At 76.0% G+C, this 24,319-nt stretch carries 23 protein-coding genes; 16 read left to right on the forward strand and 7 right to left on the reverse strand.

What is annotated here, in order from left to right; genetic code table 11:
- Positions 1-126: 126 nt before the first annotated feature.
- Together AC230_RS05805 and AC230_RS05810 are read right to left on the reverse strand one after the other, a co-directional pair.
- Entirely contained in the window at positions 127-708 is a 582-nt protein-coding gene (locus tag AC230_RS05805; protein ID WP_049714799.1) for a class F sortase, read from the reverse strand.
- 33 nt (positions 709-741) lie between these two features.
- On the reverse strand, positions 742-1,431 hold the full coding sequence (locus tag AC230_RS05810; protein WP_078870968.1) for a DUF4142 domain-containing protein: 690 nt from the start codon (positions 1,429-1,431) through the stop codon (positions 742-744).
- A 257-nt stretch (positions 1,432-1,688) separates the two neighbouring features.
- Here AC230_RS05810 and AC230_RS30780 point away from each other — a divergent pair, with 257 nt between their 5' ends.
- From AC230_RS30780 to AC230_RS05825, 4 genes are all read left to right on the forward strand, one after another.
- Complete coding sequence (locus AC230_RS30780; protein ID WP_078870969.1) at positions 1,689-1,853, forward strand: CsbD family protein; 165 nt, start codon at positions 1,689-1,691, stop codon at positions 1,851-1,853.
- 118 nt (positions 1,854-1,971) lie between these two features.
- A complete protein-coding gene (locus tag AC230_RS05815) occupies positions 1,972-2,493 on the forward strand; it encodes a metallophosphoesterase family protein (protein ID WP_049714800.1) in 522 nt (173 codons plus the stop codon).
- Between the two features lie 11 nt (positions 2,494-2,504).
- A complete protein-coding gene (locus tag AC230_RS05820; RefSeq protein ID WP_049714801.1) occupies positions 2,505-3,239 on the forward strand; it encodes an SOS response-associated peptidase in 735 nt (244 codons plus the stop codon).
- 1 nt (position 3,240) lies between these two features.
- Positions 3,241-3,819 (forward strand): hemerythrin domain-containing protein, encoded by a 579-nt coding sequence (locus AC230_RS05825; RefSeq protein ID WP_049714802.1) that lies wholly within the window; start codon positions 3,241-3,243, stop codon positions 3,817-3,819.
- Between the two features lie 7 nt (positions 3,820-3,826).
- On the opposite strand, the gene AC230_RS05830 is transcribed toward AC230_RS05825, so the two are convergent.
- On the reverse strand, positions 3,827-4,402 hold the full coding sequence (locus AC230_RS05830; protein WP_049714803.1) for a hemerythrin domain-containing protein: 576 nt from the start codon (positions 4,400-4,402) through the stop codon (positions 3,827-3,829).
- 165 nt (positions 4,403-4,567) lie between these two features.
- Between AC230_RS05830 and qcrB the strand changes: the two genes are divergently transcribed.
- Positions 4,568-6,202, forward strand: a complete 1,635-nt coding sequence (gene qcrB / locus AC230_RS05835) for a cytochrome bc1 complex cytochrome b subunit (RefSeq protein ID WP_107082074.1) — start codon at positions 4,568-4,570, stop codon at positions 6,200-6,202.
- A gap of 80 nt (positions 6,203-6,282) precedes the next feature.
- On the opposite strand, the gene ctaF is transcribed toward qcrB, so the two are convergent.
- Positions 6,283-6,672: an aa3-type cytochrome oxidase subunit IV gene (gene ctaF / locus AC230_RS05840; RefSeq protein WP_049714804.1), complete on the reverse strand. Its 390-nt coding sequence runs from the start codon at positions 6,670-6,672 to the stop codon at positions 6,283-6,285.
- A complete protein-coding gene (ctaD, locus tag AC230_RS05845; RefSeq protein ID WP_078870970.1) occupies positions 6,669-8,390 on the reverse strand; it encodes an aa3-type cytochrome oxidase subunit I in 1,722 nt (573 codons plus the stop codon). Before ctaD ends, ctaF begins: the two co-directional genes overlap by 4 nt.
- Before the next feature lie 169 nt (positions 8,391-8,559).
- Here ctaD and AC230_RS05850 point away from each other — a divergent pair, with 169 nt between their 5' ends.
- The 3 genes from AC230_RS05850 (at position 8,560) to AC230_RS05860 (ending at position 12,978) form a co-directional block, all read left to right on the forward strand.
- Positions 8,560-10,347, forward strand: a complete 1,788-nt coding sequence (locus tag AC230_RS05850) for a glycoside hydrolase family 15 protein (RefSeq protein WP_049714805.1) — start codon at positions 8,560-8,562, stop codon at positions 10,345-10,347.
- A 76-nt stretch (positions 10,348-10,423) separates the two neighbouring features.
- The gene (locus AC230_RS05855) at positions 10,424-11,884 is read left to right on the forward strand and encodes an aminotransferase class I/II-fold pyridoxal phosphate-dependent enzyme (protein ID WP_049714806.1); all 1,461 of its coding nucleotides are present in this window, start codon (positions 10,424-10,426) and stop codon (positions 11,882-11,884) included.
- A 128-nt stretch (positions 11,885-12,012) separates the two neighbouring features.
- Complete coding sequence (locus tag AC230_RS05860) at positions 12,013-12,978, forward strand: TIGR03557 family F420-dependent LLM class oxidoreductase (RefSeq protein WP_049715070.1); 966 nt, start codon at positions 12,013-12,015, stop codon at positions 12,976-12,978.
- A 59-nt stretch (positions 12,979-13,037) separates the two neighbouring features.
- On the opposite strand, the gene AC230_RS05865 is transcribed toward AC230_RS05860, so the two are convergent.
- Positions 13,038-13,709: an HhH-GDP family DNA glycosylase gene (locus AC230_RS05865; RefSeq protein ID WP_049714807.1), complete on the reverse strand. Its 672-nt coding sequence runs from the start codon at positions 13,707-13,709 to the stop codon at positions 13,038-13,040.
- 12 nt (positions 13,710-13,721) lie between these two features.
- A complete protein-coding gene (locus tag AC230_RS05870; protein ID WP_198535421.1) occupies positions 13,722-15,845 on the reverse strand; it encodes a catalase in 2,124 nt (707 codons plus the stop codon).
- Positions 15,846-16,188: 343 nt separating this feature from the next.
- Between AC230_RS05870 and AC230_RS05875 the strand changes: the two genes are divergently transcribed.
- From AC230_RS05875 to AC230_RS05910, 8 genes are read left to right on the forward strand one after another with little or no spacing between them, the layout of a single operon-like run.
- Complete coding sequence (locus AC230_RS05875) at positions 16,189-17,151, forward strand: UDP-glucuronic acid decarboxylase family protein (RefSeq protein ID WP_049714808.1); 963 nt, start codon at positions 16,189-16,191, stop codon at positions 17,149-17,151.
- Positions 17,152-17,207: 56 nt separating this feature from the next.
- Positions 17,208-18,863, forward strand: coding sequence for a carbamoyltransferase family protein (locus AC230_RS05880; protein ID WP_049714809.1), 1,656 nt, complete (start codon positions 17,208-17,210; stop codon positions 18,861-18,863).
- On the forward strand, positions 18,860-19,918 hold the full coding sequence (locus AC230_RS33235; protein ID WP_049714810.1) for a glycosyltransferase family 2 protein: 1,059 nt from the start codon (positions 18,860-18,862) through the stop codon (positions 19,916-19,918). Before AC230_RS05880 ends, AC230_RS33235 begins: the two co-directional genes overlap by 4 nt.
- Positions 19,915-20,481 carry an HAD-IIIA family hydrolase gene (locus AC230_RS05890; RefSeq protein ID WP_049714811.1) on the forward strand — a complete coding sequence of 189 codons (567 nt, stop codon included), beginning with the start codon at positions 19,915-19,917 and terminating at the stop codon, positions 20,479-20,481. Before AC230_RS33235 ends, AC230_RS05890 begins: the two co-directional genes overlap by 4 nt.
- Entirely contained in the window at positions 20,478-21,503 is a 1,026-nt protein-coding gene (locus tag AC230_RS05895) for a glycosyltransferase family 9 protein (RefSeq protein WP_049714812.1), read from the forward strand. The genes AC230_RS05890 and AC230_RS05895 overlap by 4 nt, the downstream gene beginning before the upstream one ends.
- Positions 21,500-22,462 carry a glycosyltransferase gene (locus tag AC230_RS05900; protein WP_049714813.1) on the forward strand — a complete coding sequence of 321 codons (963 nt, stop codon included), beginning with the start codon at positions 21,500-21,502 and terminating at the stop codon, positions 22,460-22,462. The genes AC230_RS05895 and AC230_RS05900 overlap by 4 nt, the downstream gene beginning before the upstream one ends.
- Complete coding sequence (locus AC230_RS05905) at positions 22,459-23,679, forward strand: glycosyltransferase (protein ID WP_049714814.1); 1,221 nt, start codon at positions 22,459-22,461, stop codon at positions 23,677-23,679. The genes AC230_RS05900 and AC230_RS05905 overlap by 4 nt, the downstream gene beginning before the upstream one ends.
- A complete protein-coding gene (locus AC230_RS05910; protein ID WP_049714815.1) occupies positions 23,676-24,314 on the forward strand; it encodes a D-sedoheptulose-7-phosphate isomerase in 639 nt (212 codons plus the stop codon). Before AC230_RS05905 ends, AC230_RS05910 begins: the two co-directional genes overlap by 4 nt.
- The last annotated feature ends 5 nt before the right edge of the window (positions 24,315-24,319 follow it).

Below are 24,319 nucleotides of genomic sequence, written 5' to 3' on the forward strand. Positions count from 1 at the left end.
TCCCTTCTGCGGCGGTCGGGAGGCCCGGCCGCCGGCGTCCACCGGCGGGGGCCGCCCCGTCCCGGGTTTCCCGCGGCCGGCGTCCGAAACGCCGCGGCCCCGGGGGAGGCCCGGGGAGCCGTCCGGTCAGGCGCGCTCGCCGAGCAGGACGAGGTTCTCCGCGTAGCGGTGCCGCCGCCGGTCGTAGGCGCCCGAGCAGGTGACCAGGGCGAGGCGGGGCGGGCCGGTGGCGGAGAACAGGTCGGCGGGCAGCGCCTCCTTGGCGTAGGAGCGGCGCCGGGTGACCACGTAGCGGTGGGCGCGCCCGTCGGCGCCGGTGACCAGCACCGCCGCACCCCGGGGGACGTGGCGCAGCGCGGCGAAGGCGCCCGGCCCGTACTCCCGGGTGTCGAGGTGCCCGGCGATCAGGACCGTGCCCCGGCCCGCGCCCGGCCGGGCCCCCAGGGCCCACCAGCCCACCGTGCCGGGCGGGCGCGGCAGTTCGAGGGCGCCGTGGCCGTCGGCGGCCACGGCGACGACGGCGGCCACGAGGCGGCCGCGGATCTCCACGCGCACCGGCGGCGAGACGGCCTCCCGTACCGCCGACGGCCGCCCGCCCCCCGGCGGGCCGGCCTCCCGGCCCCCCGGGGGAGCGAGCGCCCCCGGCGCCAGGGCCACGGCGAACGCCGCCGCCAGGCACAGCGCCACGCGCGTCGGAAGCCCGGCCATGGATCTCCCCCTCTCACGCGGCCCGGCGCGACCTCAGCGGGGCCCGTCCTGCGGCCGGTTGCGGCGCCGGCGCACGAACCAGGCGACGCTGCCGGCCAGCAGGACCCCGCCCAGGGCCGTACGGCCCACCGTCGAGGTCGTCATGTCGCCGAAGGTGTCGGGCGGGGCCGCCGTGCCGCCGTCGCCCGCCGGGACGGCGTGCGCGGACGGCTGGGAGTGACACGTCCCGCCCCTGACCAGGTTCAGGTGCATGGCGACGACGGGACGCGCCGCCTTGGCCGCCGCCGTGATCTCCGCGTTCCGGCCGGCGGAGATCTGCCGGTCGATGAGGTCCAGGGTCTTGGCGTGGTTGTCGGCCTGGGCCGAGAGCCAGGCGGCGTCGTACTCCTTGGTGCCCGCCTTGGCCTTGATCGAGGCCAGTTGCTGCTTCTGCTCCGCCGACGGGCCCGCCGGCAGGGAGACGCCCAGCTTGCCGGCCAGCGTCCTCACGTCGCCGTCGAGCTGGGTGTGGTCGCGGACGAGCGTACGGCCGACGGACCGCACGCAGGCCGTCGTCGCGTCGCCCTCCGCGTCGTTCCCGGCGGCGATCTCCGCCAGGTTGCCCTGGTGCACGGTCCGCAGGAAGGCCGAGTCCGTGCCGGTGTCGGCACGGGCCGTCCCCGTCGTCGCGCCGGATATCGCCACCGCGGCCACCGCCACGGCCAGCCACTGTCGGTGCCTCATGTCTGCTCCTCGTGTTCGCGGCGGCCGCGGCGAGGTGCCGCGGCTCGTTCCGCCGATGTGCCCCGGCCGAGTGCCACTCCGCCCGCCGTCGAAACGGCCGTTCCCGCGAAACCCCTCGAACGGCCCCGCCCCGTCCACCCGTCCGTACGCACTTGCGGCGGCGCCGGGGGCGGCGAAGGCTGGAGGGAGGACGGGTTCCGCGCCCCGGGACGGGCGATCCGTGCCGGAGGACCCGGACGACGAAGGGTGGTGCCCCCATGGGCAAGGCGCAGCACAAGGCCAAGCAGGCCAAGGGCCGGCTCAAGGAGACGGCCGGCAAGCTGACCGGCAACCCGAAGACCGAGATCCAGGGCCACGTGGAGCAGGTGGAGGCGAAGGCCCGGCAGAAGGCCGAGGAGTCGCGCAAGCGCGGCAAGGGCTAGCGGGCTCAGGAGTCCCGGCGCCGCTTCCGCACCGGGAGGCGGTGGGGCACCCGAGTACCCCTCCGTCCCCGCCCGCATGCGGGCGGGGCGGCGGGCCGTCACGAGAGGCGTGACCGGTATGCGGCTGCTGCTCACCTCCGACACCCACGTGCCGCGGCGCGCCCGCGCCCTGCCCGGGGAACTCCTCACCGCCGCCGGCGCCGCCGACGCCGTCCTCCACGCCGGGGACTGGACCGACCCCGTGGCCCTGGACGCCCTCGCCGCCCGGTCCGCCCGCCTCATCGGCGTGTACGGCAACAACGACGGGCCCGGACTGCGCGCCCGCCTCCCCGAGGTCGCCCGCGCCGAACTCGGCGGGCTGCGCTTCGCGGTCGTCCACGACACCGGCCCCGCCCGGGGGCGGGAGCAGCGCTGCGCCGCGCGCTTCCCCGACGTGGACGTCCTCGTCTTCGGCCACAGCCACATCCCCTGGGACACCACCGCCCCCGGCGGCCCGCGTCTGCTGAACCCCGGCTCGCCCACCGACCGCCGCCGACAGCCGCACCCCACGTACATGACCGCGGAGGCGGCGGACGGCCGGCTCCGCGACGTGACCCTGCACCGCCTCGGCCCGGCGGCGGAACCGGGCCGCCAGCCGTAGGGTGGGTGCCCATGTGCGGCCGGTACGTCTCGACGCGCAGCCCGCAGGACCTCGCCGGGCGGTTCCGGGCGGTCCTCCGGGACACGCGCGAGCCCCCGGGCCCGAGCTGGAACGTCGCCCCGACCGACGACGTCTGGGCCGTGCTCGACCGCGCCGACCCCGGCACGGGCGAGGTCGTCCGCGGGCTGCGGCCGGTGCGCTGGGGCCTGGTGCCGTCCTGGGCCGCGAGCCCGTCCGGCGGCGCGAAGCTGATCAACGCGCGGGCCGAGACGGTGGCGGAGAAGCCCGCCTACCGCCGCGCGTTCGTCCGGCACCGCTGCCTGCTGCCCGCCGACGGCTTCTACGAGTGGCGCACCGAGCCCGCCGCCGCCGGGGCCCGCAAGCAGCCGTACTACATCAGCCCCGCCGACGGCGCCGTGATGGCGATGGCCGGGCTGTACGCGTTCTGGCGCGACCGCGCCGTCGCCTCCGACGACGACCCGGCCGCCTGGCTGGTCTCCTGCACCGTCATCACCACCGAGGCGCGCGACGCCGCCGGGCGGATCCACCCGCGCATGCCCCTGGCCGTCGCCCCTGACGACTGGGACGCCTGGCTCGACCCCGGCCACCGCGACCCCGACGGGCTCCGCGCCCTGCTCGCCACCCCGGCCGCCGGCCGGCTCGACGTCCGCCCGGTGTCCACCGCGGTCAACGACGTCCGCAACGACGGGCCGCACCTGCTCGACGCGCCCGGGGAACGAGGCTGACGTGACCCTGCACCGCACCGCCGGACAGGATCCGGAGAGCAACGACGTGGTGCTCCTGCTGGAGCGGCAGCACGAGGAGATCCGCCACCGCATGGAGGCCGTCCTGACCGCCACCGGCCGGGAACGCGCCAGGGCCTTCCGCCGGTTCGTCCACCTGCTGGCCGTCCACGAGACCGCCGAGGAGGAGATCGTCCACCCGTTCGTCCGGCACGCCGCCGAGGGCGGGGCCGGGCTCGTGGACGACCGGCTCGGCGAGGAGGAGGCCGTCGAACGGGAACTGGCCGCACTGGGGGACGGCGACCTGGACGCCGAGGACTTCGTCACCCGCTTCACCGAGGTCTACGAGGACGTCCTGGCGCACGCGCGGGCCGAGGAGGAAGAGGAGTTCCCCCGCCTGCGCGAGGCGGCGGACGACGCCCGCCTCCAGCTCATGGCCAAGGCCCTGCGGGCGGCGGAGGCCGTGGCACCCACGCGCCCGCACCCGGGCACGTCCTCGGCCGCCGGGAACCTGGCCCTCGGCCCGTTCGCCGCGGTCGTGGACCGCACCCGGGAGGCGATCCGGCTGGCCCTGGGCCGGTAGCCCGCCGTCACCCCGCCCGCCACCGGCTCCACGCCCGGCCCGTCAGGACGTCGCGCAGCCGGTCCACCAGGCCCGCGCCGGGGGCCAGGAGCCGGGCCGCGGGGGCCGATCCCGCCAGTTCGGGGTGCGGGCGGGTGGGCAGCCGGCTGCGGCGCACAGCGGCGCCCAGCTCCCGGAGGGTCTCGGGCGGGCAGGCGGCCTGGACGCGGGGGAAGAGACGCTGCTCCTCGTCGAGGAAGTCGTCCGTGACGCGGTCGATCAGGGCCACCAGCAGAGGGGTGAACCGGGGGTCGGCCGGGGCCAGGCCCTCCAGCTCCCGCAGGACGCGCTGGACCTCCCGGTGGGCCGCGACGCCGCGCTCCGCCCAGGCCGCCCTGCCGGCCACGCGGTCGCGCACCACGGGATACAGGTGCTCCTGGACGGCCACCGCGTGGCGGACGAACGCGACGGCCACCTCGTCGGCCAGCTCCCCGCGCTCGGCGCTGCCCGGCGCGGCGGCGCGCAGCGCGTCGAAGAGCCGGTGCACGCGGCGGTGACCGGCGGACAACTCGCCGATGAGGTCCGGTTCCTGGGGCTGGGGCACGGTCGGCCCTCCGTGGGTCCGCGGGGTCGCCCCGATCCTTCCCCGGCGGGGGCCGTCGGCCACCCCCGCCTGCGCCGCTCGGAGCAACCGGACGGTAGCCCGCCGGGCGGGCGGGTACAGCGCAGTGACGGCCACGGCGGCGGAGAGGAGCGCGGGCGGATGCGGATGCTGTGTGCCGGCCCGACGGCACGGCTGAGGGCCCGGATCCGGCAGGCCGGTGTCACCGGGTACGCGGTGGCGGACCGCCGCGCCCCGGTCTCCGAGGCGGGACGCGCCCTGCTGAGGAAGGCGTTCCCCGACCACTGGTCGTTCCTGCTGGGCGAGATCGCCCTGTACAGCGTCCTGGTCCTGGTGCTGACCGGTGGCTACCTGACGCTGTTCTTCGAGCCGGGCATGACGGAGCAGCGCTACGCCGGCGCGTACGGGCCGCTGCGCGGGCTGCCGGTCACCGACGCGTACGCGTCCGTCCTGCGGATCAGCTTCGAGGTGCGCGGCGGCCTGCTGATCCGGCAGACGCACCACTGGGCGGCCCTGGTGTTCGTCGCCGCGCTGGGCGTGCACATGTTCCGGGTGTTCTTCACCGGGGCCTTCCGCAGGCCGCGCGAGCTGAACTGGATGATCGGGGCGACGCTGTTCCTGCTCGGCCTGCTGGAGGGGTTCTGCGGCTACTCGCTGCCGGACGACCTGCTGTCGGGGACGGGGATGCGGACGGCGAACACCATCGTGACGTCGATCCCGGTCGTCGGCACGTACCTGGGCTTCGCCCTGTGGAACGGCCCGTTCCCGGGCCACTTGATCATCCCGCGGCTGTACGTCGTCCACGTGCTGTTCGTCCCCGGTGTGCTGCTGGCGCTGATCGGGGCGCACCTGCTGATGGTCGTGTACCTCAAGCACACGCAGTGGGCGGCGCGGGGGAGGACCAACCGCAACGTGGCGGGGAACCCCATGTTCCCCCAGTTCGCGGCCCGTTCGGCCGGGCTGTGCCTGCTGGTGTCCGGCGTCCTCGTCCTCCTCGGCGGGCTGGCCCAGATCAACCCGGTGTGGGACTTCGGCCCCTACCGCCCCGACCACGTCTCGACGGACGCCCAGCCCGACTGGTACATGGGCTTCCTGGAGGGCGCGCTGCGGCTGATGCCCGCGTGGGAGAGCGCTGCCGCGGGGCACACCATCATGTGGAACGTCTTCCTCCCGGCCGTGGTGCTGCCCGGACTGCTCTTCCTGGGCCTCGTCCTCTACCCGGTCTTCGAGCGGTGGGTGACCGGCGACCTGGTGGAGCACCACCTGTGCGACCGGCCCCGGGACCGGCCCACCCGCACCGCGCTGGGGGCCGCCGTCATCGTCTTCTACGCCGTGCTGCTGGCGGCGGGCGGCAACGACGTCATCGCGTTCGTCTTCCGGGTCTCCCTGGAGACGCTGACGCTCGTCTTCCGGGTGGCGGTCGTCGTGGGGCCGGTCGTCGCCTTCCTCGTCACCAAGCGGTTCTGCCTCGCCCTCCAGGCCCACGACGCACGGCTGCTGGCGGAGGGCGAGGAGAGCGGGCTCGTCGGCCAGGACGCCGGGGGCGGCATCGGCGAGAGGAACCGGCCGCTGTCCGCCGACCGGCGCCACCGCGTGCTGGTACGGGAGATGCCCCTGCCGCCGGCCCGGCCGGGCCCCGGGGCGTCGCGCCTGCGGCGGCTGCGGGCGGCGCTGGGCGCCTGGTACTACCGCGACCAGGTGCCCGTGCCGGCGGAGCCGGAGGAACTGCTCCAGGCGACGGGGAGCAGGGCCGCACCGCTGCCGGGCGGCGACGAGCCGTAGGCGCGGGCGGCGGGGCGGCCGGTCACGTCTCCGCGTTCACCTTCAGCACCTCACCCCTCCGTGCTTCACGTCTCCGTGCTTCACGTCTCCACGTCGGTGAACTGGAAGACCATGCCGAAGATGCCGCCGCCGGCCAGGCCGCAGCCGACGAGGAACAGCCAGAGCCCGTAGACGACGCCGAGGCCCATGAACGCCGCGCCGAGGGCCGTCAGCGCCGGGTACGGGCTCTGCGGCGGGAAGAAGTCGATGAGCCCGGAGCGCTCGTGGATCTCCCCGTGCGGCCGGTCCTCGGGACGGCCGCCCTTGCGGCGGTAGTTGACGGCGCAGAAGAAGGAGATGACCGCCGACATGCCGAAGGAGACGGTCAGCGCGGCACCGCCGGCCGGCTCCCGGGCCAGCCAGATGTAGACGGCGTCGGTGACCAGGAAGAACGCGGCCATGCCCGCGAAGAGGTACGCCTCGGCCTTCATCTCCCGGACTCCTCCGGGGCGTTGAGCGCCGGGGCCGGCTCCCCGCCCGGCCGGGAGGGCGGGGCGGACGGGACCTCGGGGTGGTGGAGGTCGAAGGCGGGGGAGTCCGAGCGGATGCGGGGAATCGCCTCGAAGTTGTGCCGGGGCGGCGGGCACGAGGTCGCCCACTCCAGCGATCTGCCGTACCCCCAGGGGTCGTCGACGCCTACGGGGCTGCCGTACTTCGCCGTCCGCCAGACGTTGTAGAGGAACGGCAGCGTCGACAGGCCCAGCAGGAACGCCCCGGCCGACGACACGGTGTTGAGGAGGGTGAAGCCGTCGGCGGCGAGGTAGTCGGCGTACCGCCGGGGCATGCCCATCTCGCCGAGCCAGTGCTGGACCAGGAACGTCCCCTGGAAGCCCACGAACAGCGTCCAGAAGTGGATCCGCCCCAGGCGTTCGTCCAGCAGCCTGCCGGTGATCTTCGGCCACCAGAAGTAGAAGCCCCCGAACATCGAGAAGACGATGGTGCCGAACAGCACGTAATGGAGGTGGGCCACGATGAAATAGGAATCGGTGAGATGGAAATCCAGCGGCGGCGACGCGATGAGAACGCCGCTGAGACCGCCGAGCAGGAACGTGACGAGGAATCCGGCCGACCAGAGCATCGGTGTCTCGAAGGAGAGACTGCCCCGCCACATCGTGCCGATCCAGTTGAAGAACTTCACGCCCGTCGGCACCGCGATCAGAAACGACAGGAGGGAGAAGAACGGCAGCAGCACGGCCCCCGTCGCGAACATGTGGTGGGCCCACACGGAGGCGGACAGCATGGTGATGGCGATGGTGGCGCCCACCATTCCCATGTAGCCGAAGAGGGGCTTCCGGCTGAACACCGGGATGATCTCGGAGACCACGCCGAAGAACGGCAGCGCGACGATGTACACCTCCGGGTGCCCGAAGAACCAGAAGAGGTGCTGCCACAACAGCGTCCCGCCGTTGGCCGGGTCGTAGACGTGCGCCCCGAACTTCCGGTCCGCCTCCAGGCAGAGCAGCGCGGCGGTCAGCACCGGGAACGCCAGGAGCACCAGGATCGAGGTGAACAGCACGTTCCAGGTGAAGATCGGCAGGCGGAACATGGTCATCCCCGGCGCCCGCAGGCACAGGATCGTGGCGATGAAGTTGACCGCCCCCAGCGTCGTGCTCACGCCGGTGAGCACCAGGCCCATGGCCCACAGGTCACCGCCCGCGCCCGGCGAGAACTCGCCCCGGTTCAGCGGCGCGTAGGCGAACCAGCCGAACGCCGCCGGACCGCCGGGGACGACCACGCCCGACAGCACCACCAGCCCGCCGAACAGGAACAGCCAGTAGGTCAGCGCGTTCAGCCGGGGAAAGGCCACATCGGGCGCGCCGATCTGCAACGGCATGACCGCGTTGGCGAAACCGGTGAACGTCGGCGTCGCGAACAGCAGCATCATGATGGTGCCGTGCAGCGTGAAGAGCTGGTTGTACTGGGTGTTGCTGACGATCTGCAGCCCGGGGCGGGCCAGTTCCGCCCGCATCAGCATCGCCATGACCCCGCCCGCCAGGAAGAACCCGAAGGACGTGACGAGATACATGTTGCCGATCGTCTTGTGGTCCGTCGTCGTCACGTAGCCGTGCAGGCGCCGGCCCGCCCGTACCCGCGGATTTCCGGCGGGATCGAGGGGCGCTCGGTACCGACGTTCGTCCAGCTGCGGCATCGCTACTCCGAGACTGCGGTCCACCGGGAGGGGCGCCGCCCGAACGCGGCCTTTCCTCTGTAGCCGCGATGCCTCCGGCACAAACCTCGCCGCAGGCCGGGCGGCCGTCCCCGGAAGAAGGAACAATGACCGGAAGGAAACCGCTCGGCACTTCCTCCCGGAGGCGGCCTTGCCCGGCACCGGCACCGGAGACGACGGGGAATTCGAGGGCTTCGCCCCCCACCCGCTGCGCCAGTACGCGCTGCTGGCCGACGGCGAGCGCGGAGTGCTGCTCGGGCCGCACGGCGACCACGGGTGGATGTGCGCCCCGCGCTGGGACTCCGACGCGGTCTTCTCCGGGCTCGTCGGCGGACGGGGCGTCTACGCCGTCACCCCCTGCGAGCCGCACGTCTGGGGCGGCCGGTACGAGGAGGGCACCCTCATCTGGCGCAACCGCTGGATCACCCGGCACGGCGTCATCGAGTCCCGCGAGGCCCTGGCCTACCCCGGCGACCCGCACCGCGCCGTCGTCCTCCGCCGCGTCACCGCCCACGGGGCCGACGCCCGCCTGACCGTCGTCCTGGAACCCCGCGCCGGCTTCGGCGCCCAGCCGCTGCGCGACCTGACGCGCGAGGACACCGACGTCTGGAGCGGGCGCGCCGGCTCCCTGTACCTGCGCTGGAGGGGCTGCGCCGGGCTGCGTGCCGAGGGGGCCGGGGAGGGGCGGCTCGTCCTGGACCTCACGGTCGCGCCCGGCACCCGCCACGACCTCGTCCTGGAGATCGGCGACCGCCCGCCGCCCGGCCCGGCCCCGCGCCCGGCGGACGCCTGGGCGGCCACCGAGGCGGCGTGGCAGGCCCGCGTCCCCCCGCTCTCCGGCACCCTCGCGCCGCGCGACGCCCGCCACTGGTACGCCCTGCTGCGCGGGCTGACCTGCTCGACCGGCGGCATGGTCGCCGCGGCCACCACCAGCCTGCCCGAGCGCGCCGAGGAGGGCCGCAACTACGACTACCGGTACGTGTGGATCCGCGACCAGTGCTTCGCCGGGCAGGCGGCCGCCGCGGCCGGGGACGGCCCCCTGCTGGACGCCGCCGTCCGCTTCGTCACCGCCCGGCTGCACGAGGACGGGCCGCACCTCGCCCCCGCCTACACCGTCGACGGCCGCCCGGTGCCCGAGGAGCGCAAGCTGGACCTGCCCGGCTATCCCGGCGGCTTCGACCGGGTCGGCAACCGCGTCGGGCGCCAGTTCCAGCTCGACGCCTTCGGCGAGGCGCTGCTGCTGCTCGCCGCCGCGGCCCGCCAGGACCGGCTCGACGCGGACGGACGGCGCGCGGCCGCCCTCGCCGCCGACGCCGTCGCCGCCCGGCACCGGCGGCCCGACTCCGGCATCTGGGAGCTCGCCCCCCGGCGCTGGACCCACAGCCGGCTGATCTGCGCCGCCGGCCTGCGGGTCATGGCGGCCGGCGGCACGGCGGGCCGCCGGGGCGCCGACTGGCGCGGGCTCGCCGACCTGCTCGTGGCCGAGGCCGCCGCCGCGTGCGTCCACCCCTCCGGGCGCTGGCAGCGCGCCCCCGACGACCCGAGACCCGACGGGGCGTTGCTCCTGCCCCCGGTCCGCGGCGCGGTGCCCGCCGGCGACCCGAGGACCGTCGCCACGCTGCGCGCCTGCACCACCGAGCTGTCCGACGACTTCTTCGCCTACCGCTTCCGCCACGACGCCCGTCCGCTCCCCGAGGCCGAAGGGGCCTTCCTGCTCTGCGGGTTCGTCACCGCGCTCGCCGAGCACCAGCAGGGCGACGGGACGGCGGCGCTGCGCTGGTTCGAGCGCAACCGGGCCGCCTGCGGGCCGCCGGGGCTGTTCTCCGAGGAGTACGACGTCGAGCAGCGGCAGATGCGCGGCAACCTGCCCCAGGCGTTCGTCCACGCGCTGGCCCTGGAGTGCGCCGTCCGCCTGACGCGGCCGTGGCGGGAGCCGTAGCGGGTTTCGGCCCGGCGCGGCGGGTCACACGCGGCATGAAAGGCCGCCGCGCGCCCGCCGCGCAGGAGGGAGAGCCATGGACCACACCCGCGCCCCGCTCCTGGAGGCCCTCGCCGACTACCACGCCCTCCGGCGGCTGCCCTTCACCCCGCCCGGCCACAAGCAGGGCCGCGGCGCGGACACGCCGGTGCGCGACGGGCTGGGCGAGGCGGTGTTCCGCTCCGACGTGCTGGCCTCCGGGGGCCTGGACGACCGGTGCATGCGGGGCCGGTTCCTGGAGCGCGCCGAGGAGCTGATGGCGGACGCCGTCCACGCCGCGCACACCTTCTTCACCACCTGCGGCAGCTCCCTGTCGGTCAAGGCGGCCATGCTCGCCGTCGCCGGCCCGGACGAGGAACTGCTGATCGGCCGCGACGCCCACAAGTCCGTGGCGGCCGGGCTCATCCTCGCGGGCATCCGCCCGGTGTGGGTGGACCCGTGCTGGGACGCCGGGCGGCACCTGGCCCACCCGCCGTCGCCCGCCGCGTACGAGCGGGCCTTCGCCGTGCACCCCCGCGCCCGCGGCGCCCTGGTCACCAGCCCGACACCGTACGGCTCCTGCGCCGACCTGGCCGCCCTCGCCGACGTCTGCCACCGGCGCGGCCGCCCGCTGATCGTGGACGAGGCGTGGGGCGCCCACCTGCCCTTCCACCCCGCCCTGCCCGCCTGGGCGATGGACGCCGGCGCCGACGTGTGCGTCACCAGCGTCCACAAGATGGGCAGCGGCCTGGAACAGGGCTCGGTCTTCCACCTCCGGGGCGACCTGGTGGACCCGGCCGCGCTGAAGTCCCGCGCCGACCTGCTGGGCACCACGAGCCCCTCCGTGCCCGTCCTCGCCGGCCTCGACGGCTGGCGCCGGCAGATGGTCCTGCACGGCCACGACCTGCTCGGACGCGCCCTGGAGCTGGCCGGCGCCGTCCGCGCGGACATCGAGCGCGCCGACGGGCTGCACGTCGACGGCCGCGCCGACTACACCGGGCCCGGCCTGGCCGCCGACCTCGACCCGCTGCCCGTCGTCGTCGACCTCGCGGCCCTGGGCACCACCGGCTACCGGGCCGCCGACTGGCTGCGCGAGCACCACCGCATCGACCTGCACCTCGCCGACCACCGGCGCGTCAGCGCCCAGCTCACCCACGCCGACGACGAGAAGACGGCCGCCGCCCTGACGGCCGCCCTGCGCGACCTGGCCGACCGGGCCGCGGAGCCGCGCCCCGCGCCCGCCGTGCAGGTGCCGTCGCCCGCGGAGCTGCGCCTGGAGCAGGTGTGCGCGCCGCGCGACGCCTATTTCGGGCCCGTCGAGGACGTCCCCGTGGAGCGGGCGGCGGGCCGGGTCGCCGCCGAGATGCTCACCCCCTACCCGCCCGGCATCCCCGCCGCCCTGCCCGGCGAGCGGCTGACCGGGCCCGTGCTGGAGTACCTGCGCAGCGGTGTCGCGGCCGGCATGCACCTGCCCGACGCGGCGGACCCCGCCCTGCGGACGGTGCGCGTGGCGGCGTGACCGTCCCCGCGGACGGGCGCGGGCCCCGGGCGGCGACCGCCCGGGGGCACGGAACCGGCCGCTTCGAGGACGGCCTGTTTCCGGCGGGGCGCTGTTTCCGGCGCGGTGCCGCGGGAACCCGGACGGGCATGGTGCAGATCGGATACACGATGATGACCGAGCAGGCCGGGCCGCTCGAGCTCGTGGAGCACGCGGTGGGCGCGGAGGAGGCGGGTTTCGACTTCTCCGTGATCTCCGACCACTACTTCCCGTGGCTCGCCTCCCAGGGCCACTCCGCCAACGCCTGGGCCGTCCTGGGCGCGGCCGCGCGGGCCACCTCCCGCATTCCGCTGATGACGTACGTGACGTGCCCGACGACCCGCTACCACCCGGCCGTCGTCGCCCAGCAGGCCGCCACCGTCCAGCTGCTGTCCCAGGGCCGCTTCCGCCTCGGCCTCGGCTCCGGCGAGAACCTCAACGAGCACGTGGTGGGCGGCGGCTGGCCCTCGCCCGTCGTCCGGCTGGAGAAGCTGGAGGAGGCCGTCGGCATCATCCGGGCGCTCCTCGAGGGCCGCACGGTCAACCACGACGGCCGCCACTTCTCCGTCTCCCACGCCCGGCTGTGGGACCTGCCCGACCCCGCGCCACCGATCGGCGTCGCCATCGGCGGCAAGGCGTCCGGGCGCCTCGCCGGGCGCCTCGCGGACCTCGCCATCGCCACCGAGCCGCGCAAGGACCTCCTCGACGTCTTCGACGCGAACGGGGGCGCCGGCAAGCCGCGCGTCGGGCAGCTGCCCGTCTGCTACGACCCCGACCGCGACGCGGCGATCGACCGCGCCCACGACCAGTTCCGCTGGTTCGGGCTCGGCTGGCGGGTCAACGCCGAACTCCCCGACGACCGTTCCTTCGCCGCCGCGAGCGCGTCCGTCACCAAGGACCAGGTCGCCGCGGGCATCCCCTGCGGCGCGAACGTGGACGACTTCGTCGCGGCCGTGCGCCCGTACGCCGAGGCCGGCTTCGGCGAGATCGCCCTCGTCCAGATCGGCGGCGCCCACCAGGAGCCCTTCCTGAAGTGGGCGAAGAACGAACTCCTGCCCGCGCTGCGGTCGTTGTGACGGCGCGCGCCCGAACCCTGAACGACCCCGAACCCTGAACGACGCGGCCGCGGTCCGGCCTAGCCGCGTTCCGCGGCCCGGCGCCCGACCTCCTCGGCCGCCTCCGCGTCCAGGGCCACCCGGGTCAGACCGGCCGCCAGGGCGGCTACCTGGTCGTCCTCCACCAGGCGGGCCAGGTCCTGCGGGCGCCGGGGCAGGCCGAGGCGGGCGGCGCCGTCGAGGGCCTTGCCGTCGATGCAGGGGCGCACGGCGGGCCAGACCGCCTGGACCTCGCGCAGGAAGATGCCGGCGCCGGCGGGGCCGATGCCGGGGATCTGCTGGAGCGCCTCGCTCAGCGCGTCCGCGTCGTCGCCGTCCGCCGCGTCGCGCAGCCGCCGCACGTCCCCGCCGTAGCGTTCGAGCAGCAGCTCCGCGCCGTCGCCCAACTGGGTGGCGGTGCGCTCGTCGTAGCGGCGGTAGCCGCCGGCGCCGAGGGCGTCCACCCGCTGCTGCCACGTGGCACCGGCCATCGCCCGGGGGCTCTTCATCCCGGCGTCCGCCAGGCTGCGCGCCGTGGCGACCGCCACCGAGGCCCGGATGCGGGCGCTCAGCAGACAGGCGAGGACCAGCAGCCGGTACAGCGGCTGCGGGGTGTCGCGGAGCCGGATGCCCGCCTCCTCGGCGTACGTCCGGCCACAGGTCTCCAGCAGGGCGTCCACCGTCCTGCGCTGCGCCGCCGTGGTCCTCGCCATCGCGCACCTCCGTCAGTTGAGCAGGCCCGGCCGGTACGGGAAGCGGTGGCGGGCCAGGGCGTCGGCGAGCGCGTCGGCGAGCTCCTCGGCCGAGGCGGACCCGTCGGCGATGAGCACGCCGTGGTCCGGGGCGGACGGGCCGAGGACGACCTCCTCGGGCAGCCGCGCCGCCGTCAGCAGCCGGGTGCCCTCGCCGATCGCCGCGACCGGCTTGCCGTGGCGGTAGGCCTCCTCGACGAACCGCACGGCCGCCGGGTCGGCGGACAGCGTGGCGACCGCCTCGGCGCTGCCGGGCACCAGCACCGCGTCGTAGAGGACGGACGCCATGGTGGGCAGCGCCCGGTCCGCGTCGAGGAGTCCCTCCCCGGCGCCGTGCAGCGTGCCGTCGCGCGGTGCCAGCACCTCGACGATCGCGCCGCGCCCGGTGAGCCGGTCGCGCACGGCCGCCACCGGGCCGGCGTCCGTCCCGTCGGCCGCCAGCACGGCGACCTTGCGGGTGTCGATGCCCTCGCCGGTGAGGTTCCCCTGGCTCAGCGCGGGCGAGGCGGCCGACGGGACGCCCTCGACGGGCGCCGGGGCGGGCAGCCCCAGGCCCTCGGCGACCGCCGCGGCCAGCTCGGCGTTCACATGGGCCAGGTTGCCGGTCATCCGCTCGCGCACCGTGGCCGAGGTGACCTTGCCGAGCTCGAAGCGGAACGCCTCGACGATGTGCCGCCGCTCCCAGTCGGACATGCTGTTCCAGAACAGCGCGGCCTGGCTGTAGTGGTCCTGGAAACTGGCGCTGCGCACCCGGATCTTCTCGCCGTCCACGCGCTGCGCGTAGTGCCGGAAGACCCCGGGGCCGCCGCCGGAGCCGGCGTGGGCCGGGCAGCCGCCGCCCAGCGAGTTGGGGAAGTAGTTGGTGCCGGGGTGGATGACCTGCTGGCCGAAGCCGTCGCGGTGGTTGTGGTGGACGTCCGCGAGGGGCCGGTTGACGGGGAGCTGGCTGAAGTTGGGGCCGCCCAGGCGGATGAGCTGGGTGTCCAGGTAGGAGAAGTTGCGGCCCTGGAGCAGCGGGTCGTTGGTGAAGTCGATGCCGGGGACGACGTTGGCGGTGTGGAAGGCGACCTGCTCGGTCTCGGCGAAGAAGTTCTGCGGGTTGCGGTTGAGGACCAGCCGGCCGACGGGCCGTACGGGCACCTGCTCCTCGGGGATGATCTTCGTGGCGTCGAGGAGGTCGAAGTCGAAGGCGAACTCGTCCTCCTCCGGCACGAGTTGGACGCCCAGCTCCCACTCGGGATACGAGCCCGCCTCGATGGACTCCCACAGGTCCCGGCGGTTGAAGTCCGGGTCGCGCCCGGCCGCGATCTGCGCCTCGTCCCACACCAGCGAGTGGACGCCCAGCCTCGGCTTCCAGTGGAACTTCACGAACGTGCCCCGCCCGTCGGCGGTGACGAACCGGAAGGTGTGCACGCCGAAGCCCTGCATCATCCGGAAGCTGCGCGGGATGGCCCGGTCGGACATGAGCCACATCAGCATGTGCGTGGACTCGGGCTGGAGCGAGCAGAAGTCCCAGAACGTGTCGTGCGCCGAGGCGCCGGTGGGCATCTCGTTCTGCGGCTCCATCTTCACCGCGTGCACGAAGTCCGGGAATTTGATGGCGTCCTGGATGAAGAACACCGGCATGTTGTTGCCGACCAGGTCGTAATTGCCCTCGCGCGTGTAGAACTTGGTCGCGAAGCCGCGGACGTCGCGCACTGTGTCGGCCGAGCCGCGCGGCCCCTGCACGGTGGAGAACCGCACGAACACCGGTGTCCTGCGGCCCTCTTCGGCCAGGAAGTCCGCGCAGGTGAACTCGGACAGCGACAGGTAGGGCTCGAAGTAGCCGTACGCCCCGGCGCCCCGGGCGTGGACGACGCGCTCGGGGATGCGCTCGTGGTCGAAGTGGGTGATCTTCTCCCGGTTGTGGAAGTCCTCCAGCAGCGTCGGCCCGCGTTCCCCGGCGTGCAGCGCGTTGTCGGTGTCGTCCACGCGCACACCCTGGTCGGTGGTGAGCGCGTCGTGCTCGGGGGCGGCACGGAAGCGTGCCAGCTGCTGGTCCTTGGCGTCCTGTCCGGCGGGGGATCCGCGGTGGGGCTGCTGCGATGGAGCGGACACGCGCGCACTTCCTTCCTCTGACGACGGCGGGGGAACGGCGGCGCGGGCGGTGCCGCCCGCCTCCTCAGGCTCACCCGCCTGCCCGGGGCGGGCAATCCGAAACGGTCCGTGCGGCTGTGACGGGGACGGCCGTGAGCACCCGCGAGTGCTCCGAGTGGAGGAAGCGCTTCGCCTGTGCGAGGCTGTTCGAGTCGTTGCCGTTACGGCCGGTCGCGTTCGACGTACCGGCGGGAGCGGTTCCCGGAGGCATCGCCCGGGACCGCAGGGGAAGGCGGCACAACTCCATCCGCACCGCCGAGACGCCGCGTCACCGCCGGCCGGCTGCCCGCGAAGGAGGGTGACCATGGACGAACGACACTGGAACCGCGTGGTGGTCACCGGAGGCGCGGGCTTCGTCGGATCGCACCTGTGCGAGCGGCTGCTGGAGGACGGCGCCGAGGTGTGGTGCGTCGACAACCTGGCCACCGGCTCGCCCGCCAACGTCGCGCACCTCGGCGGCCACCCCCGCTTCCGCCTCGTCCGGGCCGACGTGTGCGACCCGGACAGCCTGGCCGCCGTCCCCGCCCCCGTGGACCTCGTCCTCCACCTGGCCTGTCCGGCCTCCCCGGCCGACTACCTGCGGCTGCCCCTGCAGACCCTGGAGGCCGGCAGCAACGGCACCCGCACCGCGCTCGAACGGGCCCGCCGCGACGGGGCCCGCTTCCTGCTCGCCTCCACCTCCGAGGTCTACGGCGACCCCCTCGAACACCCCCAGCACGAGCGGTACTGGGGCAACGTCAACCCCATCGGCCCGCGCAGCGTCTACGACGAGTCCAAGCGCTACGCCGAGGCCCTGGCCGCCGCCTACCGGCGCACCCACGGCACGGACACCGCGATCGTGCGCATCTTCAACACCTACGGGCCCCGGATGCGCGCCGACGACGGCCGGGCGGTGCCCAGCTTCATCCGCCAGGCACTGGACGGCGAGCCGCTGACCGTGACCGGCGACGGCAGCCAGACCCGCTCGCTCACCTACGTCGACGACACCGTGGACGGCCTCCTGGCGCTCGCCGCCAGCGACCACCCCGGACCGGTCAACATCGGCGGCGCCCAGGAGACGACCGTCCTCGAACTGGCCCGCCGCATCATCGACCTGACCGGCTCCTCCTCGACCGTCCGCTTCGTCGACCGGCCCGCCGACGACCCGGCCCGCCGCCGGCCCGACACCACCCGCGCCCGCCGGCAACTCGGCTGGCAGCCCCGCGTGGACTGCGCGGAGGGCCTCAAGCGGACCGTCGAGTGGTTCGCGGGGCCGGCGGCCGGCTGACCCCCGACAGGGGCCGGCCCGACAGGGAAGCCAACCCGACGAGGGACGGAGCACCCATGCGCATCCTCGGTATCAACGCCCTCTTCCACGACCCGGCCGCCGCGCTCGTCATCGACGGGCACACCGTCGCCGCCGCCGAGGAGGAACGGTTCTCGCGGCGCAAGCACGGCAAGCGCCCGGTGCCCTTCGCCGCCTGGGAACAGCCCGTCCAGGCCGCCCGCTGGTGCCTGGAGCACTCCGGACTGCGCCCCGCCGACCTCGACGCCGTCGGCTACTCCTACGACCCCGCCCTCGCCCGCCCCGCCGGCGCCATGGGCCTCGACGACCCCTGGGACCACCTGCGGCAGACCTACGCCCGCGAGGCCCCCGCCTTCCTCGCCGACGCCCTGCCCGGCCTCGACCCCGACAAGGTCCGCTTCGTCCCGCACCACGTCGCCCACGCCGCCTCCGCGGGACTGGCCGCCCCCCACGCCGACAGCGCCGTCCTCGTCCTCGACGGCCGCGGCGAATGCGCCTCGCACCTGGCCGGCCGCTACACCGGCGGCGTCCTCGACGTCCTGGCCACCCAGCGGCTGCCCCAGTCGCTCGGCCTGGTCTACGAGGAACTCACCGCACACCTCGGATTCCTGCGCAGCAGCGACGAGTACAAGGTGATGGCCCTCGCCGCCTACGGCAAACCCCGCTTCCTGGACGAACTGCGCACCCACGTCCACGCCACGGACGACGGCGGGTTCCGCGCCGCCGCCGTCCCCTGGACCGCCCTGGCCGAACCCCGCCCGCCCGGCACCGAATGGACCCAGGACCACGCCGACCTGGCCGCCAGCACCCAGGCGTGCCTGGAGGAGGTCCTCCTCGACCTCGCCCGCTGGCTGCACGGGCGCACCGGCGCCGACAGCCTCGCCCTCGCCGGGGGCGTGGCCCTCAACTGCGTGGCCAACTCCCGCCTCGCCGCCGACGGCCCCTTCCGCCGCGTCTGGGTGCAGCCCGCCGCCGGCGACGCCGGCACCGCCCTGGGCGCCGCCCTCCAGCTCACCGCCGACGGCGGCCTGCCCGTCGCCCCCATGCCCGGCGCCGACCTCGGCCGCGGCTGGTCCGACGAGGAACTGCGCGCCTGGCTGGAGCGCGCCCGCGTCCCCTACGAGCGGCCCCCCGACATCGCCGCCGCCGTCGCCGAGGAACTCGCCCGGGACGGCATCGTCGCCTGGTTCCAGGGCCGCAGCGAGTACGGCCCCCGCGCGCTCGGCCACCGCTCCCTGCTCGCCCACCCCGGGCGCGCCGAGAACCTCGACCGCCTCAACCACGTCAAGGGCCGCGAGGAGTTCCGGCCCGTGGCCCCCATGGTCCTCGCCGACCGGGCCGCCGAGATCTTCGACGGGCCGCTGCCCAGCCCGTACATGCTCTTCGTGCACCGCGTCGCCCGCCCCTGGCGCGACCGCGTCCCCGCCGTCGTCCACGTCGACGGCACCGCCCGCATCCAGACCGTCGACCGGGAACGCGAACCCCTCGTCGCCCGCATGCTCATGGAGTTCGAGCGGCTGACCGGCCTGCCCGTCGTCGTCAACACCAGCCTCAACACCGCCGGCCGGCCCATGGTCGACGACCCGCGCGACGCCCTGGAGTGCTTCGGCTCCGCCCCCGTGGACCTGCTGGCCCTCGGCCCGTACGCGGTCCGCCGCGGCGCCGCCTTCGCCCGCCCCGGGGCGGCGTCATGAGCGCCGGCACCTTCGCCTACGCGGTGGTCGTCCCCACCGTCGGCCGGCCCTGCCTGGCCGACTGCCTCGACGCGCTCGCCGCCTCCGCCGGACCCGCCCCGCGCGAGATCGTCGTCGTCGACGACCGGCCCGGCCCGCGCCACGGCCGCCCGCCCCTGCCCCTGGAGGCCCTCGGCCCGCTGCGCACCCGGGCGTCCGTCCTGGTCAGCGGCGGCCGCGGGCCCGCCGCCGCACGCAACACCGGCTGGGCCGCGGTGCACCGCCCCTGGGTCGTCTTCCTCGACGACGACGTCCGCGTCGGCCCCCTGTGGCGGGCCGAACTGGCCGAGGACCTGCTCGCCGCCGGCCCCGACGTGGCCGGCGTCCAGGGCGCCGTCGAGGTGCCGCTGCCCGCCGGCCGGCCGCCCACCGACTGGGAACGCTCCACCGCCGGCCTGGCACGGGCCCGTTGGGCCACCGCCGACATGGCCTACCGCCTCAGCGCGCTGGAGGCCGTCGGCGGATTCGACGAACGCTTCCCCCGCGCCTTCCGCGAGGACGCCGACCTCGCCCTGCGCGTCCTCGCCACCGGCCGCCGCCTCGAACGCGGCGCCCGCACCGTCCGCCACCCCGTCCGGCCCGCCGGACCCTGGATCTCCCTGCGCCACCAGGCCGGCAACGCCGACGACGCGCTCATGGTGCGGCTGCACGGCCCCGACTGGTGGGAACGCGCCGGCGCCCCGCGCGGCCGGCTGCGCCGCCACGCCGCCGTCACCGCCGCCGCGACCGCCGCCGCGGCCCTCGCCCTCGCCGGACGCCCCCGCGCCGCGGCGGTGGCGGGCGCCGGATGGCTGCTGGGCACCGCCGAGTTCGCCGCCGCCCGCATCGCGCCCGGCCCCCGCACCGCGCCCGAGGTCGCGGCCATGCTCGCCACCAGCGTCCTCATCCCGCCGCTGGCCGTCGGCCACCGGCTGCGCGGCACCTGGCGCCACCGCGCCGCCCGCCCCCTGCCCGCCCCGGCGCACCACCCGGCCCCCGCGCCCGGCGCGCCCGCCCACCGGGGAGCCCACCCGTGACCGCCCGCCGGCCGCTGCGCGCCGTGCTGTTCGACCGGGACGGCACGCTGATCGAGGACGTCCCCTACAACGGCGACCCCGACCGCGTCCGCCCGCTGCCCGGCGCCCGCCGCGCCCTCGCCCTCCTGCGGCCGCTGGGCGTGCGCGTCGGCGTCGTCAGCAACCAGTCCGGCGTCGGCCGCGGGCTGCTCAGCGCCGCCCAGGTGAACCGGGTCAACGAACGCGTCGAGCGGCTCCTCGGCCCCTTCGACGTGTGGGCCGTGTGCTGCCACGCCCCCGAGGACGCCTGCCCGTGTCGCAAGCCCGCCCCCGGCCTCGTCCTCGCCGCCGCCCTCGCCCTCGGGCTGACCCCCGCCGACTGCGCCGTCGTCGGCGACATCGGCAGCGACGTCGAGGCCGCCGCGGCCGCCGGAGCGCTGGGCGTCCTCGTGCCCAACCGCGTCACCCGGGCCGACGAGGTCCGCCGCGCCCACCGGGTGGCCCCCGACCTGCCGGCGGCCGTACGGATGCTGCTGCGCCTGCGCCACCACCACCCCGCCGAGCGCGAGGCGGACCGGACGTGAAAGCCCTCGTCGCGCGCCTCGACAGCTTCGGCGACGTCCTGCTCGCCGGGCCCGCCGTGCGCGCCGTCGCCGCCGGGGCCGCGCACACCACCTTGCTGTGCGGCCCGCGCGGCGCCGCCGCCGCCCGCATGCTGCCCGGCGCCGACGAGGTCGCCGTCTGGGACGCCCCCTGGGCCGGCTTCGCCCCGCCGGCCGTCGAGCAGTCCGACGTCGACGGCTTCCTCGCCCACATCCGCCGCGACCCGCCGGACGTCGCGCTCGTCCTCACCTCGTACCACCAGAGCCCGCTGCCGCTGGCCCTGTTGCTGCGCATGGCGGGCGTGCCGCGGATCGCCGCGGACAGCGCCGACTACCCCGGCTCCCTGCTGGACCTGCGCCACCGCCGCGCCCCGCGCCGCCACGAGGCGGCCGCCGCCCTCGACCTCGCCGAGGCCGCCGGCTTCCGGCTCCCGGAGGGGGACGACGGCCGCCTCGCCGTGCGCACCCCGCCGCCCGCCGACCACCTGGTGTCCGGCACCGGGTACGTCGTCGTGCACCCGGGCGCCGCCGTGCCCGCCCGCCGCTGGGATCCCGGCCGGTGCGCGGCGGCCGTACGGGCCCTGGCGCGGGCCGGGCACCGGGTCGTGGTCACCGGCGGGCCGGGGGAGCGGGAGCTGACCGCGGCCGTCGCCGGCGCCGCCGCCCTCGACCTGGGCGGCCGCACCGGCCCCGGCGAACTGGCCGGTGTCCTCGCCCGCGCCGCCGTCCTCGTCGCCGGCAACACCGGGCCCGCCCACCTGGCCGCCGCCGTGGGCACCCCGGTCGTCTCGCTGTTCGCCCCCGTGGTGCCGGCCGAGCGCTGGGCCCCCTTCGGCGTCCCGCACGTCCTGCTCGGCGACCCCCGGGCCGCCTGCGCGGGCAGCCGCGCCCGCGAGTGCCCCGTGCCCGGCCACCCCTGCCTCAACGGGGTCGGCGCCGAGGACGTGGTGGCCGCCGTCGAGAAGCTGACCGTCGCCGACCACGGACCCGAGGAGGCACCGTGAGGATCCTGCTGTGGCACGTGCACGGCTCGTGGACGACCGCGTTCGTCCAGGGCCCGCACACCTACCTGGTGCCGGTGACGCCCGACCGCGGACCGGACGGGCTGGGCCGGGCGCGGACCTTCGACTGGCCCGCCTCCGTCGTCGAACTCCCGCCGGAGCGGCTGCGGGACGAGGAGATCGACCTCGTCGTCCTCCAGCGCCCCCACGAATTCGCCCTCGCCCGGCGGTGGCTGGGCCGCCGTCCCGGCGCCGACGTGCCCGCCGTCTACCTGGAGCACAACGCCCCCGGCGGGCCCGTCCCCGACACCCGGCACCCCGCCGCCGACCGCCGCGACGTGACGATCGTGCACGTCACCCACTTCAACCGGCTGATGTGGGACTGCGGTTCGGCCCCCACCGCCGTCGTCGAGCACGGCATCGTCGACCCCGGCCCGCTGTGGACCGGACACCTCGAACGCGCCGCCGTCGTCGTCAACGAGCCGCTGCGGCGCGGCCGGACGACCGGCACGGACCTCCTCGCCTCCTTCTGCGAGGCCGCCCCCCTCGACGTGTTCGGCATGGGCACCCACGGCATCGCCGGCCGCCTCGGCCTGCCGCCCGGGCGCTGCCGCGGCCGCGAACTCGTCCAGGGCGCCCTCCACCGGGCCATGGCCGCACGCCGGCTGTACCTGCACCCGGTGCGCTGGACCTCGCTCGGCCTGTCCCTGCTGGAGGCCATGCACCTGGGCATGCCCGTCGTCGCCCTGGCCACCACCGAGGCCCACGAGGCCGTACCGCCCGGCGCGGGCGTCCTGTCCAACCGGCCCGACGTCCTCCACGACGCCGTCCGCGGCTTCCTCGCCGACCACGAACTCGCCCGCGCGACCGGCAGGGCGGCCCGCGCCGCGGCGCTCGCCCGCTACGGGCTGCCCCGGTTCCTCGACGACTGGGACCGCATCATCAAGGAGGTGACGCGATGAGGATCGCGATGGTGTCCGAGCACGCCAGCCCCCTCGCCGTGCTCGGCGGCCCCGACGCGGGCGGCCAGAACGTCTACGTGGCCCGCCTCGCCGACCTGCTGGCCGCCCGGGGCCACGACGTCACCGTCTACACCCGGCGCGACGACCCCGCCCTGCCCGACCGGGTGCCGATGCCGTCCGGCGCCGTCGTCGAGCACGTCCGCGCGGGCCCCGCCCGCCCCGTGCCCAAGGACCGGCTCCTGCCGCACATGCCGCACTTCGGCGCCCACCTGGCCGGCGTCTGGCGGCACGACCGCCCCGACGTCGTGCACGCCCACTTCTGGATGTCCGGCCTCGCCGCCACCACCGCCGGCCACGGCCTCGGCCTCCCGGTCGTGCAGACCTACCACGCCCTCGGCACCGTCAAGCGCCGCCACCAGGGCCCCGCCGACACCAGCCCGCCCGAGCGCCTGGAGATCGAACGGGCCGTCGGCACCGCCTGCGCCCGCGTCCTCGCGACCTGTTCGGACGAGGTCGCCGAGCTCGTCCGCATGGGCATCGCCCGCGACCGCTGCGCCGTCGTGCCCTGCGGCGTCGACACCGCGCACTTCGCCGCCCGCGGCCGCGTCGCCCTCACCCCGGCCCGGCGCCGGCCCCACCGCCTGCTGGCCGTCGGCCGGCTCGTCCCCCGCAAGGGCGTCGACCTGGCCCTGCGCGTCCTGCGGCGTATCCCGGACGCCGAACTCGTCGTCGCCGGCGGCCCGCCCGCCGACGGCCTCGCCCTGGACCCCGAGGCCCGGCGGCTGCTGACCCTCGCCCGCCGGCTGCGGATCGCCGACCGCACCGTCCTGCTCGGCGCCGTCCCGCACGAGGACATGCCCGCCCTCATCCGCAGCGCGGACCTCGTGCTGTGCACCCCCGTCTACGAACCGTTCGGCATCGTCCCGCTGGAGGCCATGGCCTGCGGCGTCCCCGTCGTCGCCACCGACGTCGGCGGCCACCGCGACACCGTGGCGCACGGCGAGACCGGCCTGCTCGTCCCGCCCGGCCGCCCCGACGAGATCGCGGAGGCCGTCCGCGGCCTGCTCGCCGCCCCCGAACGGCTGGCCGCCTACGGCCGCGCGGGCCGCGGCCGCGCCCTGGCCCACTACACCTGGGAACGCGTCGCCGAGGAGGTCGAGCAGGTCTACGCGCGGGTCGCGACCCCCGCCACCGTCGCCCGAGGAGGTGCCCGATGACCGTCTCCCGCCCCCCGATCACCGTCCCGCGCGCCGTCCGCACCCCCGAGACGGCCGCGGCCGACCACTGCGGCCGGCTGCTCACCGCCCTGGAGCGCTTCCGCGCCGAGAAGGCCGCCACCGCGCACCACTGGGGCGCCCGGCTGGCCGCCGTCCTCTCCGCCGGCGGCCGGCTGCTCGCCGCCGGCAACGGCGGCAGCGCCGCCCAGGCCCAGCACCTCACCGCCGAACTCGTCGGCCGCTACCGCGAGGACCGGCCGCCGTTCTCCGCCATCGCCCTGCACGCCGACACCTCCAGCTGCACCGCGATCGTCAACGACTACGGCCCCGACGAGCTGTTCGCCCGCCAGGTCCGCGCGCACGCCCGGCCCGGCGACGTCCTCGTCCTGCTCTCCACCAGCGGCGCCAGCGGCAACCTGCTCGCCGCCGCCGCGGCCGGCCGGGCCGCGGCCGCCGAGGTCTGGGCCCTCACCGGCCCGGCCCCCAACCCGCTGGCCGACGCCGGGCACGAGCGGCTGTGCGTCGAGGCCGCCACCACCGCGACCGTCCAGGAACTCCACCTGGTGGCCGTCCACATGATGTGCGACGCCTTCGACGCGGCGCTGACCCCGGCCGACCCCCTCCGAACCCGCTGATTCCC

It is taken from the genome of Streptomyces caatingaensis (assembly GCF_001187435.1).
Taxonomy (GTDB): Bacteria; Actinomycetota; Actinomycetes; order Streptomycetales; family Streptomycetaceae; genus Streptomyces; species Streptomyces caatingaensis.